Here is a 13,746-nt window from a genome sequence, read left to right on the forward strand (position 1 = left end):
CTAGTCGTAGAGGCCTTCGGGCCATGCGGGTGGTGGTGGCGGGTTGCCGGCGTTGATGTGCTCGCGCAGCTTGTTGATGTAGTCATCGCGGATCCGCTCGCGCTTCTTCGCCTTGTTCTGCTCGGTTTCAAGGCCCGTGATCCTCGTTGCGTGCCGGGTCAGTTCCTCCTGCAGCTGGTCGATCAGCGCATTCTCGGGACGTCCTTTGTGCTGGATCTTCGCGACAAGCCAGGCGGCGAGAAGGCTCGCTGCTGGAAGAATCACGTAGGGGCCGATGACTTCCCAGTTGATCTCAATCACGGGACCTCCTGCGGCGGCCGGCGCATCCTCACCATGTCCTGCAACGCCGTTACCTTCAGGAGGAAACCGAAGATGAAAGCGGCGGGGCCCAGCCAGCCGATGGCGGACGACACGAGCGAGAAGTCCCGGAACCCGTCAACTGCCCAGATGATCAGGTAGCTGAAGCCCCACACGATCGTTATCCCCACGAGCAGTGACAGCCCGTAGCGGGTGTGCCGGTTCACCATGTCTGCGATGCAGAACGTAGCGACCATGCCCCACGCGGCACCCCATAACCCCAGCAGGTGCCCGTCAGCGGTGATCACGGCTTGGGCGCCGGACAGTGAGTCGGGCCGGATGGTGCTGTAGTAGATAGACCGCGATAAGGCGTACAGGACGCCCGCGGAGAGCGTGATGTTGCGGCCCATCACCACCCGCTTTTCGGGTGACATGTTCAGGATTGCCGGGCGTCTCATGCGATCCTCGTGATCCGGACCCTGGAGGTGAACGTCCTGTCGCCGCCGGAGCCGTGGGCCAGAAGCGGCTTGAGGATCTGGCCGGCTGCAAGAGTCACGTTGGGCATCGTGGCGATGAAGTTCTGGAGGCCGCCGCCCATGGTCACGGTGTAGGAGCCGTCCACCGAGAGCCAGGAGATGCCGCCCACTGCGGATGTGAAGGATACGAGCACTGTGATGGAGTACAGTCCGGCGTCGCGGATTTGCAGCTGGTCGGTCCCTGCGATGGTGACGAAGGTGTCATCGGTGCTGCGTGCGGTGTCCCGGCTGAAGGTTCCCATGCCCCATGCCGTGTTCTGCGACGCAGCGTTTGGTGGGGTCGTGAACTCGATGTGGCCTAGGTGGTCCCACGTCGCACCGTTCCACCGTTCCCGGATACCTGAAGGCGAAAGCTGGGTGAGGTCGAGGCGCTGGATCTCCTGCCCCACGTATGGAGCGCTGACCGCGGCCCGGTCCCCTGGGGAAAAGACCGGCTGTACCGCCCCTGCCCCAACGTAGCGGGCTGGGTTGACGGTCACCGTCGGAGATCCACCACCGGCCTGCGGCATGTTGATTGTCCCGATGAGGAAGGAACGGGCTGGAAGCGCCGGCGCTGCCGGGCTGGCCGCCGGCGTCCCTGCCAGATATTGCGGAGCGTAGCTGACCGAGGCCGACCCATCACCGGCGGTAGGGTCGTTGATCTGGATGTAGACAATGTCCTTGCGAGAATACGTGGCGTCTGCGGCCGTGATCGCACCGCTGATATTGGCGTCAGTCGCCCACCCGTACATCCCCTGGTGCGTGGAAGCACCAGGGTCGATCATGGCCCCACAGGGGACCAGGGTCCACGTCGTGGAGGTAGCCGTCAGGACGTTCGATGGCGTGCCAACCCGGAAACCGGAACGTCCACCCAGCGGCCTGCCGAACCCGGCGCCGTGGTGGGCGGCTTTCGCCTGGCGTTCCTGCTGCGCGGTGACCGCAACGCCGTCCGGCGCCAGCAATGTGATCGTCATGAGAGGCCTCCTAAGACCAGGTGGGTTTCGTGGAGACGGTTAGCAGCGCCGTCGGTGAGTAGTTCTGGGCAGAGAAGGCAATCTCGTTGACACCGGGGTCCAGGTTGAACCAGCCCCTTGATGTGACGTAGCCCGAACGGGCAGCCTGCCCCTGGGCAAGGACCTCGCGGCGTTCGTTGTCCACCGTGACGAACTCGCCAGCGGCGAGCGCGAGGGAGGACGCGAAGCTGAGGGTCTGCTTTTTCCCGATGTGGGTTGCTGCCCAGCCGCCGGCGGGAACGGGTCCGTCGACGCGCATCCAGACGGGGGCGGGGAAGTTCCCGTCGTTGGTGATGGTGATCTTCCCGGCGTTGGTGATTCCGGACCAGGTGCGCGGCCATGTGGATGGCCGGACTAGTCCGCCGGAGGATGAAGGCAGGACTGTGGACGCGGAGACGAGCTGGCCGTATTTGAGCGGGTCCTTGGCGAATACCTGGAAGCTGAAGGTGGCTTCGTAGGCGTTCTGTTTTTTGATGATGACCTTGTCCTGGCGTTGGACCATGATGGTCCTGAGATGGCCCGGTTCGGCGACGATGAGCGGGAACTGCTCGAGGGTGACGGCGGCGATCAGTTCGTCGATCGCCGCCGTCAGTACCGCGGGGTCGGTAGTGAGGATGGCACCGTTCCCGACGAGTGTCCGGCCTGTCAGGAAAGCCTCGGACATCGTCGCGCCGTGTCCCCTGGCCCGCTGCGTCGCCTTCGCGGTCGAGGCGGGGGAGTCCCAACCGTCCAGTTCCTCCAGGACCCACTGCACTCCCGAGGTGTCCTCGGTGTTCATCACCACGTCACCGACGGCCACGGGCGGGAACGACGAGAGCAGCGACCCGGGGGACAGCAGCCCGTCCGGGTACGTGAGCGGACTCGGGTAAGGCATGCCGTCCTCCTAGACTGCCAGGCGGTTTTGTCGCCGGGCGATTGCGTGCGCGGTCCCTACCGGGTCGTCCACCTGGTTGATGGTCCAGTTGTTCGTCACCCCCGCTCTGTCAGCTCCGGCAGCCGCTACGGGGAGGCTGTATGGGCTGAGCGAGGCAGCGGACGGGATGTCGACCAGGTTGGTCATCGTGGATGTGATGTCGGCCTTCATGTCGCCGGCGCCGAGGATCACGCCTTCGCCGATGTTCCGGCCGAAGCCGCGGAACAGTTTCGACGGGGAGGCGATGCCCAGGGCTGCTTTGAAGGGTCCGACGATCCATCCCGGGATCAGGCTCAGGAAGAAATTTCCGATCGTGCCGGCCAGGGACTTGATGCCGTCCATCAGGCCTTCCACGATGTTCTTGCCGATCCCGAACAGCCAGCTGCCCGCCCCGGACAGTGCGCCCATGATCGCCCCGCCGAGGCCCGCGAGGGTCCCGACGACGTTGCCGATCATCCCGGAGACACCGGAGACGATGTTGTTCCAGATCCCACCGAGGAAACTGGCCACTTGGCCGAATATGGACGATATGAAACCCCACAGTCCCGTGAAGTTATAGACAATCCCGCTTACCCACGCGGTTATAAGGCCGCCCACCACCGAAACAATGGAGTTCCAGATACCGGCAACGAAACCGAAAACGGTTGAGAAAATGGCGGAGATAAAGCCCCACATCATGTTCAGGTTGTAAGTGATACCGGCCACCCAAGCCTGGACAAGGCCGCTAACCAAAGAGACAATCCCGTTCCAGATACCGGCGATAAAGCCCGCTATCTGGTTGAAGATGGACACCACCACATTCCAGATGGCGGTGAGCTGGGCGCCGTGGGTCTGCCAGAAAGCGATCAAGATGTTGGTTACGAGCGAGACGATCCAGTTCCACACCCCGGAGATGAAGCCACCGACCGCGGTGAAGATGCTGACGATGAAATCCCAGGCCGCTGTTACGCCGGCGACGATCGGGGCCACCAGCATGGCAACGCCAGCCGAGACGACTGCTGCAATGGTGGTCCACACCCCGGCCAGGAAGCCGATGATGTTGTTCCACGTATCGGTGAAGAACTGGCCAATTGCGGCCAGCCCGGGCGCGAAGAACCCCGCAATCATGCCGAGGCCTGACATGACTATCGAGCCGATGATCTGGAAGTATCCGGTAATCAGGGTGACTATCCAGCTCCAGATACCGCTGAAGATGTTGCCAATGCCTTCCCAGACCTGGGCCCAGTTCCCAGAGATAATCCCGGTGACAACCTGGATGATCCCCATGACGATCTGCATCGCAGACTGGATGATGTTGGCAATCAAACTGAATACGGTGGACACCACGGGCAGTAGGAACTGAATGATCGGAATCAGCAGTCCCGCCACCATTTGCACCACCGGGATTACCGCCCCGAGGATCGCTGTCAGGGCTGTCACGACCATGGGCAGGACCGCGGACACCAGCTGCATGAAGATCGGCGCGAGCTGGCCGATCAGAGTGGCAGCCAACTGGGCAACTTGGACGATGATCGGGACCAGGACCGGGATCAGCTGCGCAAGGGTAGCGCCCAGGGATGCTGCCAGCTGCGCGAGCAACGGCAGCGCCACTGAGAGCGTGTCCATGAACAAGCCCACAAAGACCGCTTGCAGGGACTGGATGGACGGAAGGACCCCCATAATCGCCGAGACCAGCGAGTAGCCCACTACCTGGAGCAGGGACCCCAGAATGGACAGGATCGGCTCAAGGCTTGGCCGCAGCGCCTGGAAGACCGTACCGAGCGGAGACACCGCGGACCACAGCTGGAACATGGACGTGAACAGGGGGCCAGCCGCGTCCTTCAGCCCATTGAAGATGTCCCGGACCGTGGCCCCGATACCCACCATTCCGGACGTGTCCACCCCAGCCGAGAGGAGCGCCGGCATAGGAATCGTGAACCCGGCAACAAACTGGCGGATCCCGAACAGGACCGTCTCAATCCGTTCCTTGACCACCACACCGAAACGGGCCGCGCCGTCCAACTGGCCCCAGAGCCGGGAAGCGTCCGGGGAAGGGAGCTTGAAGCCAGCGATGAAGTTGGCGACTTTCAGGTAGCCGCTATAAATCATGTCGCTGAGCGCAACCAGCCCGCCGATGATGGGCGAGTCCTCTGACATGCCGAGGGCCTTCAGGAGCCCCGGCGTGATGTCGCCCTTGGCGAAGATGGCGTACAGCCCGGGAAGGAGGTTACCCGCCCAGTCGAAGATTGCACCCGCGCCGGCGGCCAGGCCATTGATGGTCCCGGTGATCATTGGCTTGAGCGCGTTCAGGGCGCCCATCAGGCCCGAGTTGATGGTGGCCTGAAGGTTACCGATGGCACCCTCGAAGGTCTTAGTTGACCTGGCAGCCTCTACCGCTACCGGGTCAGTTCCGAGCTTCATCAGCGCGGCGTTGAATTCCTCGGACGTGATCTGCCCGGCAGCCATGGCGTCCCGGAAGTTCCCGGTGTAGGCGCCCGCATCCTGCATGGCCTTCATCAGGGGACCAGCTGCACCAGGGATGGCGTCCGCCATCTGGTTCCAGTTCTCTGTGGTCAGCTTTCCCGCGCCGGCCGTCTGGGTCATGACCATGGCCACTGACTTGAAGGTGTCCGCGTTTCCGCCAGCAACGGCGTTCAGGTTACCCGCAGCCTGTGTCAGGCCGGTGTAGTCCTTCACCCCGTTGGAAGCGAGCTGGGCCGTCATGTTCTGGATCGTCGGCAGATCGTAAACGGTCTGGTCCGCGTAGTCCTTCGCCGCCTTGGCAGCCGCGCTGATGGCTCCCGTATCCATGCCGGCGAAGCTCATCGTGGCCTTGAACTTGTCCGTGGCATCGCTGGCCGCAGCAGCGTCCTTGATGAACCCTGCGAACATGCCCGACCCCAGCACTGCGAGCGCCGGGACGACGAGGGCCTTCATGGAACCCACGAGGCCCCCGCCGATCTTCGAGCCCATCTCGTTGCCGATGCCCTTGCTGTCCACCCCGGCGAGGTCCGCAGCGATGGCGCCCTTTGCGCCTTTGAGGCTGGGGACCAGGGAGATATAGGCGGTAGCAAGCTCGACGGCCACGGATGTCCTCTATTCTTTTGTCCAGCCCGGCAGGGCGTTACTTGGTGTACCGTCCACGAGAATCCCGCTTACGCTTTGGCCTCGGCGGGATAGCTTCGGGGCTGGGCGCGCCCCAGCCCAGCAGAGCGTTCATTTCTTCGATGGAGACGGGCTTGCCGCGGGCCATGGTTTCGCCCTCTGTTGCCGTCGGGGTGGCTCCGGGGCGAGGGATGGGTGTTGGTTTCTTGGCCTGGGCGTCGCCGCCACGCTGCCAGTTGGCCTGTGCGAGGACGTCTATCTGAACCGCGAGCAGATGCTCTTTTAGGTCCCAGTGGCCCATCGCCCGGTAGAGTGCCGTGCCGGGCGATGAGTGTTTGACCAGGACCAGCAGGTCTCTCCAGGTAAGCCGGCGCGTTCCGAGCCAGTCACGGTGCTTGCCGATGACCAGGAGGTCATGTTCGATGGCCTCGCCGTGCTCGTCTAGGAGTCGGCAGAGGCCTTGGATTCCCCCACGGTGACTCCAGACGCCTCGGACCAGGCTTCCATGAAGGCGCCAAGCTGCTCGGCGTCCTCGAACTTATCCAGGGCCTCGGGCAGGTACTCGTCGAAGAGGGCCTTGGCGGCTTCGGCTTCGGTGGCAGCCTGGATGGTGAATGCGAGGGCCGGCTTGAGGAACTTCAGCAGCGGGACGTCGTAGATCTTTTTGGATCCGGGGATCTGGAACTCGAAGCGGTTCTGCTTGAGGGATGCCTTGGATGCGGGGACTTGATAAACCATGTGCGGACTCCTTTGGAGGTGTGTGCGGACCAGTGAAGGGGTTTGAAGGGTGGGCCGGGGCGGGGTCCGCACGACGACCCCGGCCCACCCGGTTTTGAGGGACTAGGCCGGCAGAAGCTGGCCGTCGTCCGAGTACTGGTAGAAGTAATCGCCGTTGACCGGGAAAGCCTGGATAGTGGCGTCGGCCGCTGCGATCGCATCATCCTTGAACGTGGTGTCGCCGACGTCCATGACCTTCGCCATCGGAAAGACGACACGGACCCGCGCAGCGTCTGAGAACACGTCGATGACCCAGACCTTCTTGGGTGTGGGAGCGGACGTGCCGGTGACCTTCATGAGGTTTCCCTTGGTCAGCGTTGCCGGGGTGACCGTTACGTTCGAATCGCCGTAGATGAGGCCCTGGACGATCTTGTTGAGCAGCTCGGCCATGGAGAGCTTGATCGTGACGTCCATGCCCTTCTTGGTGGCCGCGATCGTGTCGCCCCCCCACGCGGCGATTGTGCCGGTGTTCCGCTTCTCCGACTTGGTCACGCCGTTATCGGTGACATACCCGACTGGCGTGAAGGCCGCGTCGAGAGGGGATGTTGCATCGGTGGGGAGCGTGGTCCCGAGAGGGGCAACCGAGATGCCACCCGTGACGAGCGGCTTACCAACCACCACATTGTTTACTGAGCTGGACATGACTGCCCCTTTCCAGGATGTTTTGCGGACCCCTGGATTTGATGGGTTACACGGTTACTGCGGCGCCGTGCGCGCGGATTTGAAAGCTCATGGTGTAGCGGATCTGAGCTGTCGTAGGGTCGGGTAGGTTTGCTGGTCCGGACAGTTCGATGACACCGAACAAGGTGCCCTCCGCGCGGTTCAGGATCGCCCGGCAGCGGTTCAGCAGCTGGGAAGCCCTGTCCTTTTTCTGCGCCCAGGCCTCAACGGTCACCTGCGCGGCCTCAGTCTTGAGCGTCTCTTTCGGACCTCCCGTGCGCATGACCCTGATGAACTCCTGAGGCCTTATCGATGGGACGTCCCCCACGACAGGAAGCCCGATCAGCGGGTGCCGGAGCGCCGCGCAGACGGCCAGCTCCACATCAGGGAACTCGACAGACTCAGCCACGGCCGGCATCCAATGCCTTGGTCAGCGACCGGTTGGTCGCTTCGGCGTTCCGGGCGGTGTGGTCCCCGGTACCGATCGAGACGCGGGCACGGGTCGGGGTATGGGACGGGGTGACGTCCCACTTCCCCGGGCCCGCAGCGGATGCGATCCGCCCTGCGCGCTTCATCAGCTCGGCCATGACCGCGGGAGACTTCAGCAGGTCAACGAACGCCGATTCGTTGATCTCAATCGGGTCCTGGGCCACCGTCACCACCCACAGGTTCCAACATCGCCTCCGTGTAGGCGTAGTTGTCTGCGGCATCGAACCAGATCGTGGTCTCGGTGACCACGAACGTGCCGTCGTCCCGCTCAAGCCGGTCCCCGACCGTCAGGCGGTCCTTGGACTCAATACGAATGGGCATCAGCCCCTCCAATCCTGCAGAACGATTTCCACATAATCGATGCGGCCGCTGGGGGAATCCCAAACCGCCGGATGGCCGTACACGGTGTAGACATCGCCGTTGTACCTGACACGGTTGTAGGCCGTGACCTGCGTTCCCGGGGGCGCGAAGACTGTCCATGCCACCAGGACCTGGTCACGATTCAGCAGGTACTCCTGTGTAGTCCCCGGCTGGACGTCGCAGCCTCGGACATCGACCTCAGCAGGAGGTAGCGACCAGTCATCCTGTAGCTCCTGCGAGTACGGATCCTGTGTCTGCTGGGCCGTGAGCACCGTGATGGTCTTGCGCCCCAGTGGCCGGCCCATCAGGCAAGCCTCGCCGGCCGCAAAGCGGTAAGCGCGATGGACTCCAGGGCCGTGAACCCGGCAGACTCAATCGCGTACTTCACCTGCCGCTGCCCGACCCGCTCCAATTCGATCGCAATCGGAGTGGAGTAGTAGCGGGCGGCGAGGCCGCAGCAGACGCCGATGATCTCCGCGGGAACGGACTCGAACCCGTGGGTATAGGTGACCCGCCAGGATTCTTCATCCGTGGGCCACCGGACGTTGTATCCCCATTTGGTGGTGATGGTGCCGCGGCGCCGTGAGACCTTGTAGGCCGTGGGCGGGACGGCGGTCCAGTTTGTGCCGTCGTCGTTGGTGATCTCCACGAGGGATACCGCTGTTACCGGCAGTTGTGACAACGCGGCGAAGGACCCATTTACCGGATCGACGTACTCCACATCATCAGTGACTTGGCTGACCGTCTGCCCCAGATAGGCACGGATCATGCCCGAGGCCACCAGCAGCAGGAACGTCGCAGCGGGGTCATCCGCGGCGATGGTCTGCTGCATGTAGTTGCCCAGGTCTTCTACCGTTGCCAGTGGTCCGGGGGAGCCTGCGGGAAACACGTCACCTCCGGGGTATGGCATGGCTTCTACTTCACCTCAGCTGTGGTTGTCTCAGCTGGGGCTGCGTCCGGTGCGGTGACGACCTTGGTCTCCACCGCGCCGGGGTCAACGGTCTTGGCCTCGGCAGTCGAATCGTCGGTCACTGTGGTCTCCGTCCCGTCCTTCTCGGCCGGTGTGTCAGCGGCCGCTTCTACCGTCGCCTCCGGTTCCTGGTACTGGCCGCCCGGGAGGCCTGCGACTGTGAAGGTCACGGGCCCGGGCGTCTCGGCCCTGACGACCACGTCTTCGGTGTAGTAGCTGACCTCGGTGGTGCCGGGGGCTTCGTACTCGACGTTGCCGGTGCTCTGGTTCTCTGCCGGCTGCTCCACGGTTACCGGGGCAGCGTCGAACTCGACGTTGCCTGCGGATTCCACGAGGGACAGGTCCGGGTCCTGGGGCTTGCTTCTGCGGGCCATGATGACCTCCTCAAGAAAGTGTTTGATCGGGGTGTTCTGCGGCCCCGGGCGCGGTGGAAGTCACGCCTGGGGCCGCAGAGATCGAGGGGCTGGCTACAGGCCGGTGACCTGTCCGAAAGCACCCGGCCGGTACACCGCGAGCGCGAGGCGTTCCTCGGCGCGGATGGCGGTCAGGTTCTTCTGGAAGAAGTCGGCGTGGGAGTTGGAGGCTTCCACGGTGATCCCGCCCTTACGGAAGATCTGGCCGCCCTGCTGGAATGCGCCGACCAAGGAGCTGTTCGCTGCCAGTGCCGGGGTGACTGCGACTCGCTTGCCCCAGAGGGACTGGTTCTGTTCGCTGACGAACGGGCCCGAGGCGTAGTAGGCGCCCTGGCTGTTCTTGGACAGGACCTGTGTCTGCCAGCCCAGCGGGTCGATGACGATTGCGTCCGGCTCCAGGAATGCCGTGGTGCGGATCTGGGTGATCTGCCGGTAGATCGCGTCCATGCCATTGTCCGCGGCGACCGAGGGGGCGGTGCCCTTGACGATCGGTGTGGCGAGGCCGGGGCGGTTGAGCAGGCCCACGAGGTTCGCGCCGGTGCCGTCACCGTTCAGCAGCTGCGCCTCTTCGGCGAGCTTGATGAACAGGATGAGGCGGGCGTCGATGTAGGACTGTGCCTGTGCCCAGTCCTCGAGCATCTCGTCCGAGATCGGCAGGAAGGTGGCCACCTTGTGGAGGACCTCGTCCACCTTGGAGAAGGCCAGTGCAGATTCGGGCTTCAGGCCGCCTTCAGCGACCGCTGCGGCGGCGTTGGTGATGGCGGTTTCCACGAGGTAGCGGATCAGCGGGGTGCTGGTCGTGCCGCCGGGGAAGAGATCCGAGATGGTCAGCTGCCGGGTCTTGATGTCCACGACGCCGGGCAGGACCGTGGGGTTCTGGACGGTGGAGTAGCCGCCGCCGGGGGTGCCGGCGGTGCCTTCGGTGAGGGTCGTCTTGACCTCGACGTCGCCGGTGGACCACTGGCCGCCCTTGAGGCCGCGCTCGACCAGGCCCTTGTAGCCGGCGGACTGGACGAACTGGGCACCGATGGACTTGGCGCCCGTGTTGGACGGCTCAGCCGGGGCTTCGTCGCCGGACTCGACGCCGGCAGCGGCGAGGAAGCTCTTACGCTTCTCCTCGACGAACTCGATGGACTTGATTTCGTCCATGTACTTCTTGATGTCCGCCTCGATGGGGTCGAGGGCGTTCTTCTGTTCGGCGAAGGTCATGGTGGTCGATTCGGCGACCTCCAGGCCCTTCTTCGAAAGTTCGCGGACCTTGTTCTTCGCTTCAAGCAGAGTGGTCATGATGATTCCTTTCCGGATCAGTCTTCAAGTGAGGTGTGCAGCAGCCGGAGCCGGGCGGCTCGGGCGCTTATTTCGGTTGAAGGCCCGTCGACTACGGGGGCAGACTTCGCGCCGGCTGCGGGGGCCACGGGGGCGCCGGCTGCGGGGGCGGGGTCTGTGCCGGAAGCATCAGAAGCATCTTCATCGGGGTCGGGCGTGATGGTCTCCATCACGTCCACCGGCACCGCGTCACCCGTGAGGGTGACCACGCTGCCGTCGTCTTGGTACGACTGCTTGAATGTCTCGCAGTCGTAGGTTTCGGGGTTCTCCAGTTCGAACACCAGGTAGCCGCCGCCGTTACCGTCCGGGACGGTCCCACGGAGCCAGGACCAGGCGCCGGGGTTAGCGTCCTGAAGGGCGTCGCGGGCCCGGTCCTGGGTGGCCTCCAGCGAACCGGCGATGCTCTTCGCTGTGGTCCGTGCACTGCGCCGGAAGGACTTGGCGGCCGAGCAGTCCGCGCCCAGCGTCGCGGCGTGATCGTGGATGCCCTGGATCATCTCGGCATCCGCTGCACTGTTCCGGGCGCCGGCCTTGATGCCCTTTGAGGACAGGACCACGGCCTCCCGGTTGGAGGGGATCGCCACGAACGCGCCGTTGAGCAGCTCACGCTTGGTGACCGTTGCCCCGTCCTTCTGGGTCTTCTCGGTCATGAAGGCCACCGACGTCCGGTCGATGTGGCCTTCCTTGACCAGCGTCCTGACTTCCTGGGCCCGGGGCAACGATGAGAACGTGCCGGCGACGATCAGGTTGCCCGACTTTTCATCGATCCGGGGGGTACCGGATCCAACCGTGGTGGCCACGCTCATCCCGTGGTCAGAGTCGAACGTGATCTTCTCCGGCAGCGGGGTCTTCCAGTCGTCGGGGAGCAGCGTGTCCCCGTCGCGGTCCTGGGTGGGCGCGGAGAGAACTACCTCGAACGTGCCGGGGAAGTCCTCGTCATCACCGGTTGGGGTGATCGTGGCGTCCTTGCGAACAATGGTCATGGCTTGCCTTCCTTGCTGAATTCGAGGTCGCATGTGCAGCCGGCCACCTCATCGGCGCCGCCGGTGATGTCCCCTGGTCCGTTCATGCCGTTGGAAAAGGTCTCGCCGAGCTTGACCGTCTCGCCGGCCATCGCCGCGTGCGATGGACGCGGGTTCTTGGAATTCACAACCCACGTCTTGGTGGCCGCCTCGTTCTGCTCTGCAGCGACCTGGGAGGCCAGCCCGCCTATGAACGCCACCCTGGACAGCGCGATTTGCGCGGCCCGAGCCAGCAGCAGCGCCCCCAGTGCGGACAGATCCGACGTGGCCTCCACCTGATCAGCGGTGGTCTCGTTGATGCTCTTTGCTGACTCAGCCGCCTCGGTGGACAGGTAGTCCCCAATCCGGTCCGGGTCGTACTCGCCGCCCAGGCTGTCGGCCACGTCCGCGCCGATCGCCTGTGCTGTGGCCTGCGAGAGCGGAAGCAGGATGTCCGCCAGCTGCTCGTCCCAGTCGGTGGGATCAAAGGCCTTCAGCGAGGCAACCTGGCTGTCGAAGAACTTGCCCAGCTCCTGTTGGTGCAGCTCAACGAGTTTTTCCCGGATCGCGGGCTTATTGCCCTTGACCCGTGCGAGTTTTCCCATCACGGCACGAACCGTGACCGCCTTCCCAGCCTGCGGTGCTGGCAGCGGCATCGGCATCGGACTTCCATCCGTCGCTACTGCCGGCGGCCCAGAGGCGTTGGACCCCAGCGGGACCAACGCGGCGTTGCCGTAGAGCTTGTCCGCCTCGGGCCCTGCCGGGGCGAGGTTGAACATCGGCCGGCCCTCGGCGGGCTTGAGGACGCCCACCTGGATCAGCTTGTTCACCGATTCGGCGCGGACCTCAAAGTCACCCCTGAGGACTTCATCCATGTTGAACCGGGTGAAAACCTCGCCAGGGCTGTAGAAGTCCGGGACCAGCTGGTGGTTGATGACCGATTCGAAGTCCACGAACCTGGGCGCCATCGTGTCGCGGTAGAGCGACCGGAGCTGCTCAGTGACGTTGGAGAAGGTCGCATGGTCCAGGATGTGCACCGCGGGCGGGGGCACGTCATAGGCGGCGCACACCTCTTCCCGGTTGAGCTTCCGGGACTCGATGTACTGCATTTCCTCCATGTTCAGCTGAATGACGGTCGGGGTGATGCCTTCCTCAAAGATCGCCGTGCCGCCCATGTTGTCCGCGCCGCCGTGGGCAGCCCCGAACTGGGCCTTCAACCGGTCAATGGCCGGCTGGCTGAGCGTCTTGTCCGTGTGCAGCACGACCGAGGGGCGGGCGCCCTTGTCCCAGAAGCTGGCCGTGGCCCGCCGGGAGGCGTCCTCGTTCAGCAGCGTCATCCGGAGGCTCTCCAGGTTGGAGAGGCCGCGGTTCAGGGTGTCCGGGTTATAAGTCGTGAAGGCCACGACATCGGTCTCCGGGATCGGTGGCAGCATCGACACGTCCCGGACGCCGGCGGAGTAGATGTACCCCAGCGTCCCGTCTGCCATCCTGCGGACAACGACGTTGGTGGGGTGCATCGGGTGCAGCTCGCGGACTACGCCCTTGTCGTCGCGGAGCTTGAGCCAGAACGCCTCGCCGTAGATGTCCCTTGTGGAGGATGTCCACTGCCACAGCTTGAATCCGCTCATCCGCGGGTTGGGCCGCAGCATGAGATCTGTCAGGGCCCCGGCCTCCGGGGTCTGCTCATTGCCGACTCCCGCGCGCTTGACGTCGAACGGCATGCGCGCGGTGGCCATTGCCAGCTTCCGGACCAGGGTGCCGACCCACATTTGGGATTTGTACAGCGCCCCGTAGGCTGCCCACAGCCCGGAGAGCTGCATTGAGCCGGAGGCGTAGTAGGAGGCGTCCGCGAACATCGGGGTGCGGTCACCGATCGTGTCAACCTGGTTGGGGACCACGGCTCCATCAGAAAGGAACACCTGACCTCC

17 protein-coding genes are annotated in these 13,746 nt (G+C 64.1%); all 17 read right to left on the minus strand.

What is annotated here, in order from left to right:
• Positions 1 to 300: a hypothetical protein gene (locus J7I84_RS08810; RefSeq protein WP_214943532.1), complete on the minus strand. Its 300-nt coding sequence runs from the start codon at positions 298 to 300 to the stop codon at positions 1 to 3.
• Positions 297 to 755 (minus strand): hypothetical protein, encoded by a 459-nt coding sequence (locus tag J7I84_RS08815; protein WP_214943535.1) that lies wholly within the window; start codon positions 753 to 755, stop codon positions 297 to 299. The genes J7I84_RS08810 and J7I84_RS08815 overlap by 4 nt, the downstream gene beginning before the upstream one ends.
• Entirely contained in the window at positions 752 to 1,786 is a 1,035-nt protein-coding gene (locus J7I84_RS08820; protein WP_214943538.1) for a hypothetical protein, read from the minus strand. The genes J7I84_RS08815 and J7I84_RS08820 overlap by 4 nt, the downstream gene beginning before the upstream one ends.
• Positions 1,787 to 1,796: 10 nt before the next feature.
• Positions 1,797 to 2,699: a phage distal tail protein gene (locus J7I84_RS08825; RefSeq protein WP_214943541.1), complete on the minus strand. Its 903-nt coding sequence runs from the start codon at positions 2,697 to 2,699 to the stop codon at positions 1,797 to 1,799.
• Positions 2,700 to 2,708: 9 nt separating this feature from the next.
• A complete protein-coding gene (locus J7I84_RS08830) occupies positions 2,709 to 5,804 on the minus strand; it encodes a tape measure protein (RefSeq protein WP_214943544.1) in 3,096 nt (1,031 codons plus the stop codon).
• A gap of 37 nt (positions 5,805 to 5,841) precedes the next feature.
• Complete coding sequence (locus J7I84_RS08835) at positions 5,842 to 6,123, minus strand: hypothetical protein (protein ID WP_214943547.1); 282 nt, start codon at positions 6,121 to 6,123, stop codon at positions 5,842 to 5,844.
• 140 nt (positions 6,124 to 6,263) lie between these two features.
• Positions 6,264 to 6,560 (minus strand): hypothetical protein, encoded by a 297-nt coding sequence (locus J7I84_RS08840; RefSeq protein ID WP_214943549.1) that lies wholly within the window; start codon positions 6,558 to 6,560, stop codon positions 6,264 to 6,266.
• A 102-nt stretch (positions 6,561 to 6,662) separates the two neighbouring features.
• Complete coding sequence (locus J7I84_RS08845; RefSeq protein WP_214943552.1) at positions 6,663 to 7,241, minus strand: hypothetical protein; 579 nt, start codon at positions 7,239 to 7,241, stop codon at positions 6,663 to 6,665.
• Between the two features lie 46 nt (positions 7,242 to 7,287).
• The gene (locus J7I84_RS08850; RefSeq protein ID WP_214943555.1) at positions 7,288 to 7,668 is read right to left on the minus strand and encodes a hypothetical protein; all 381 of its coding nucleotides are present in this window, start codon (positions 7,666 to 7,668) and stop codon (positions 7,288 to 7,290) included.
• Positions 7,661 to 7,918 (minus strand): hypothetical protein, encoded by a 258-nt coding sequence (locus J7I84_RS08855; RefSeq protein WP_214943558.1) that lies wholly within the window; start codon positions 7,916 to 7,918, stop codon positions 7,661 to 7,663. Before J7I84_RS08855 ends, J7I84_RS08850 begins: the two co-directional genes overlap by 8 nt.
• Entirely contained in the window at positions 7,893 to 8,069 is a 177-nt protein-coding gene (locus tag J7I84_RS08860) for a hypothetical protein (protein WP_214943561.1), read from the minus strand. Before J7I84_RS08860 ends, J7I84_RS08855 begins: the two co-directional genes overlap by 26 nt.
• Positions 8,069 to 8,413 (minus strand): hypothetical protein, encoded by a 345-nt coding sequence (locus J7I84_RS08865; protein ID WP_214943564.1) that lies wholly within the window; start codon positions 8,411 to 8,413, stop codon positions 8,069 to 8,071. Before J7I84_RS08865 ends, J7I84_RS08860 begins: the two co-directional genes overlap by 1 nt.
• The gene (locus J7I84_RS08870) at positions 8,413 to 9,018 is read right to left on the minus strand and encodes a hypothetical protein (protein ID WP_214943567.1); all 606 of its coding nucleotides are present in this window, start codon (positions 9,016 to 9,018) and stop codon (positions 8,413 to 8,415) included. Before J7I84_RS08870 ends, J7I84_RS08865 begins: the two co-directional genes overlap by 1 nt.
• A 5-nt stretch (positions 9,019 to 9,023) precedes the next feature.
• The gene (locus J7I84_RS08875) at positions 9,024 to 9,452 is read right to left on the minus strand and encodes a hypothetical protein (RefSeq protein WP_214943570.1); all 429 of its coding nucleotides are present in this window, start codon (positions 9,450 to 9,452) and stop codon (positions 9,024 to 9,026) included.
• Positions 9,453 to 9,545: 93 nt separating this feature from the next.
• Positions 9,546 to 10,778, minus strand: a complete 1,233-nt coding sequence (locus J7I84_RS08880; protein ID WP_214943573.1) for a phage major capsid protein — start codon at positions 10,776 to 10,778, stop codon at positions 9,546 to 9,548.
• A gap of 17 nt (positions 10,779 to 10,795) precedes the next feature.
• On the minus strand, positions 10,796 to 11,800 hold the full coding sequence (locus tag J7I84_RS08885) for a hypothetical protein (RefSeq protein WP_214943576.1): 1,005 nt from the start codon (positions 11,798 to 11,800) through the stop codon (positions 10,796 to 10,798).
• A complete protein-coding gene (locus tag J7I84_RS08890) occupies positions 11,797 to 13,737 on the minus strand; it encodes a phage portal protein (protein ID WP_214943579.1) in 1,941 nt (646 codons plus the stop codon). Before J7I84_RS08890 ends, J7I84_RS08885 begins: the two co-directional genes overlap by 4 nt.
• Positions 13,738 to 13,746: the final 9 nt, after the last annotated feature.

Origin of the sequence: Arthrobacter sp. ISL-85, assembly GCF_018613675.1 — a bacterium.
In the GTDB taxonomy this organism is placed as follows: Bacteria; Actinomycetota; Actinomycetes; order Actinomycetales; family Micrococcaceae; genus Arthrobacter.

Bases quoted from the DNA above. Each gene is read 5' to 3' on its own strand.
- J7I84_RS08815 (WP_214943535.1), bottom strand. From the start codon at position 755: ATGAGACGCCCGGCAATCCTGAACATGTCACCCGAAAAGCGGGTGGTG.
- J7I84_RS08820 (WP_214943538.1), bottom strand. From the start codon at position 1,786: ATGACGATCACATTGCTGGCGCCGGACGGCGTTGCGGTCACCGCGCAG.
- J7I84_RS08825 (WP_214943541.1), bottom strand. From the start codon at position 2,699: ATGCCTTACCCGAGTCCGCTCACGTACCCGGACGGGCTGCTGTCCCCC.
- J7I84_RS08835 (WP_214943547.1), bottom strand. From the start codon at position 6,123: ATGGGCCACTGGGACCTAAAAGAGCATCTGCTCGCGGTTCAGATAGAC.
- J7I84_RS08840 (WP_214943549.1), bottom strand. From the start codon at position 6,560: ATGGTTTATCAAGTCCCCGCATCCAAGGCATCCCTCAAGCAGAACCGC.
- J7I84_RS08845 (WP_214943552.1), bottom strand. From the start codon at position 7,241: ATGTCCAGCTCAGTAAACAATGTGGTGGTTGGTAAGCCGCTCGTCACG.
- J7I84_RS08860 (WP_214943561.1), bottom strand. From the start codon at position 8,069: ATGCCCATTCGTATTGAGTCCAAGGACCGCCTGACGGTCGGGGACCGG.
- J7I84_RS08865 (WP_214943564.1), bottom strand. From the start codon at position 8,413: ATGGGCCGGCCACTGGGGCGCAAGACCATCACGGTGCTCACGGCCCAG.
- J7I84_RS08870 (WP_214943567.1), bottom strand. From the start codon at position 9,018: ATGCCATACCCCGGAGGTGACGTGTTTCCCGCAGGCTCCCCCGGACCA.
- J7I84_RS08875 (WP_214943570.1), bottom strand. From the start codon at position 9,452: ATGGCCCGCAGAAGCAAGCCCCAGGACCCGGACCTGTCCCTCGTGGAA.
- J7I84_RS08880 (WP_214943573.1), bottom strand. From the start codon at position 10,778: ATGACCACTCTGCTTGAAGCGAAGAACAAGGTCCGCGAACTTTCGAAG.
- J7I84_RS08885 (WP_214943576.1), bottom strand. From the start codon at position 11,800: ATGACCATTGTTCGCAAGGACGCCACGATCACCCCAACCGGTGATGAC.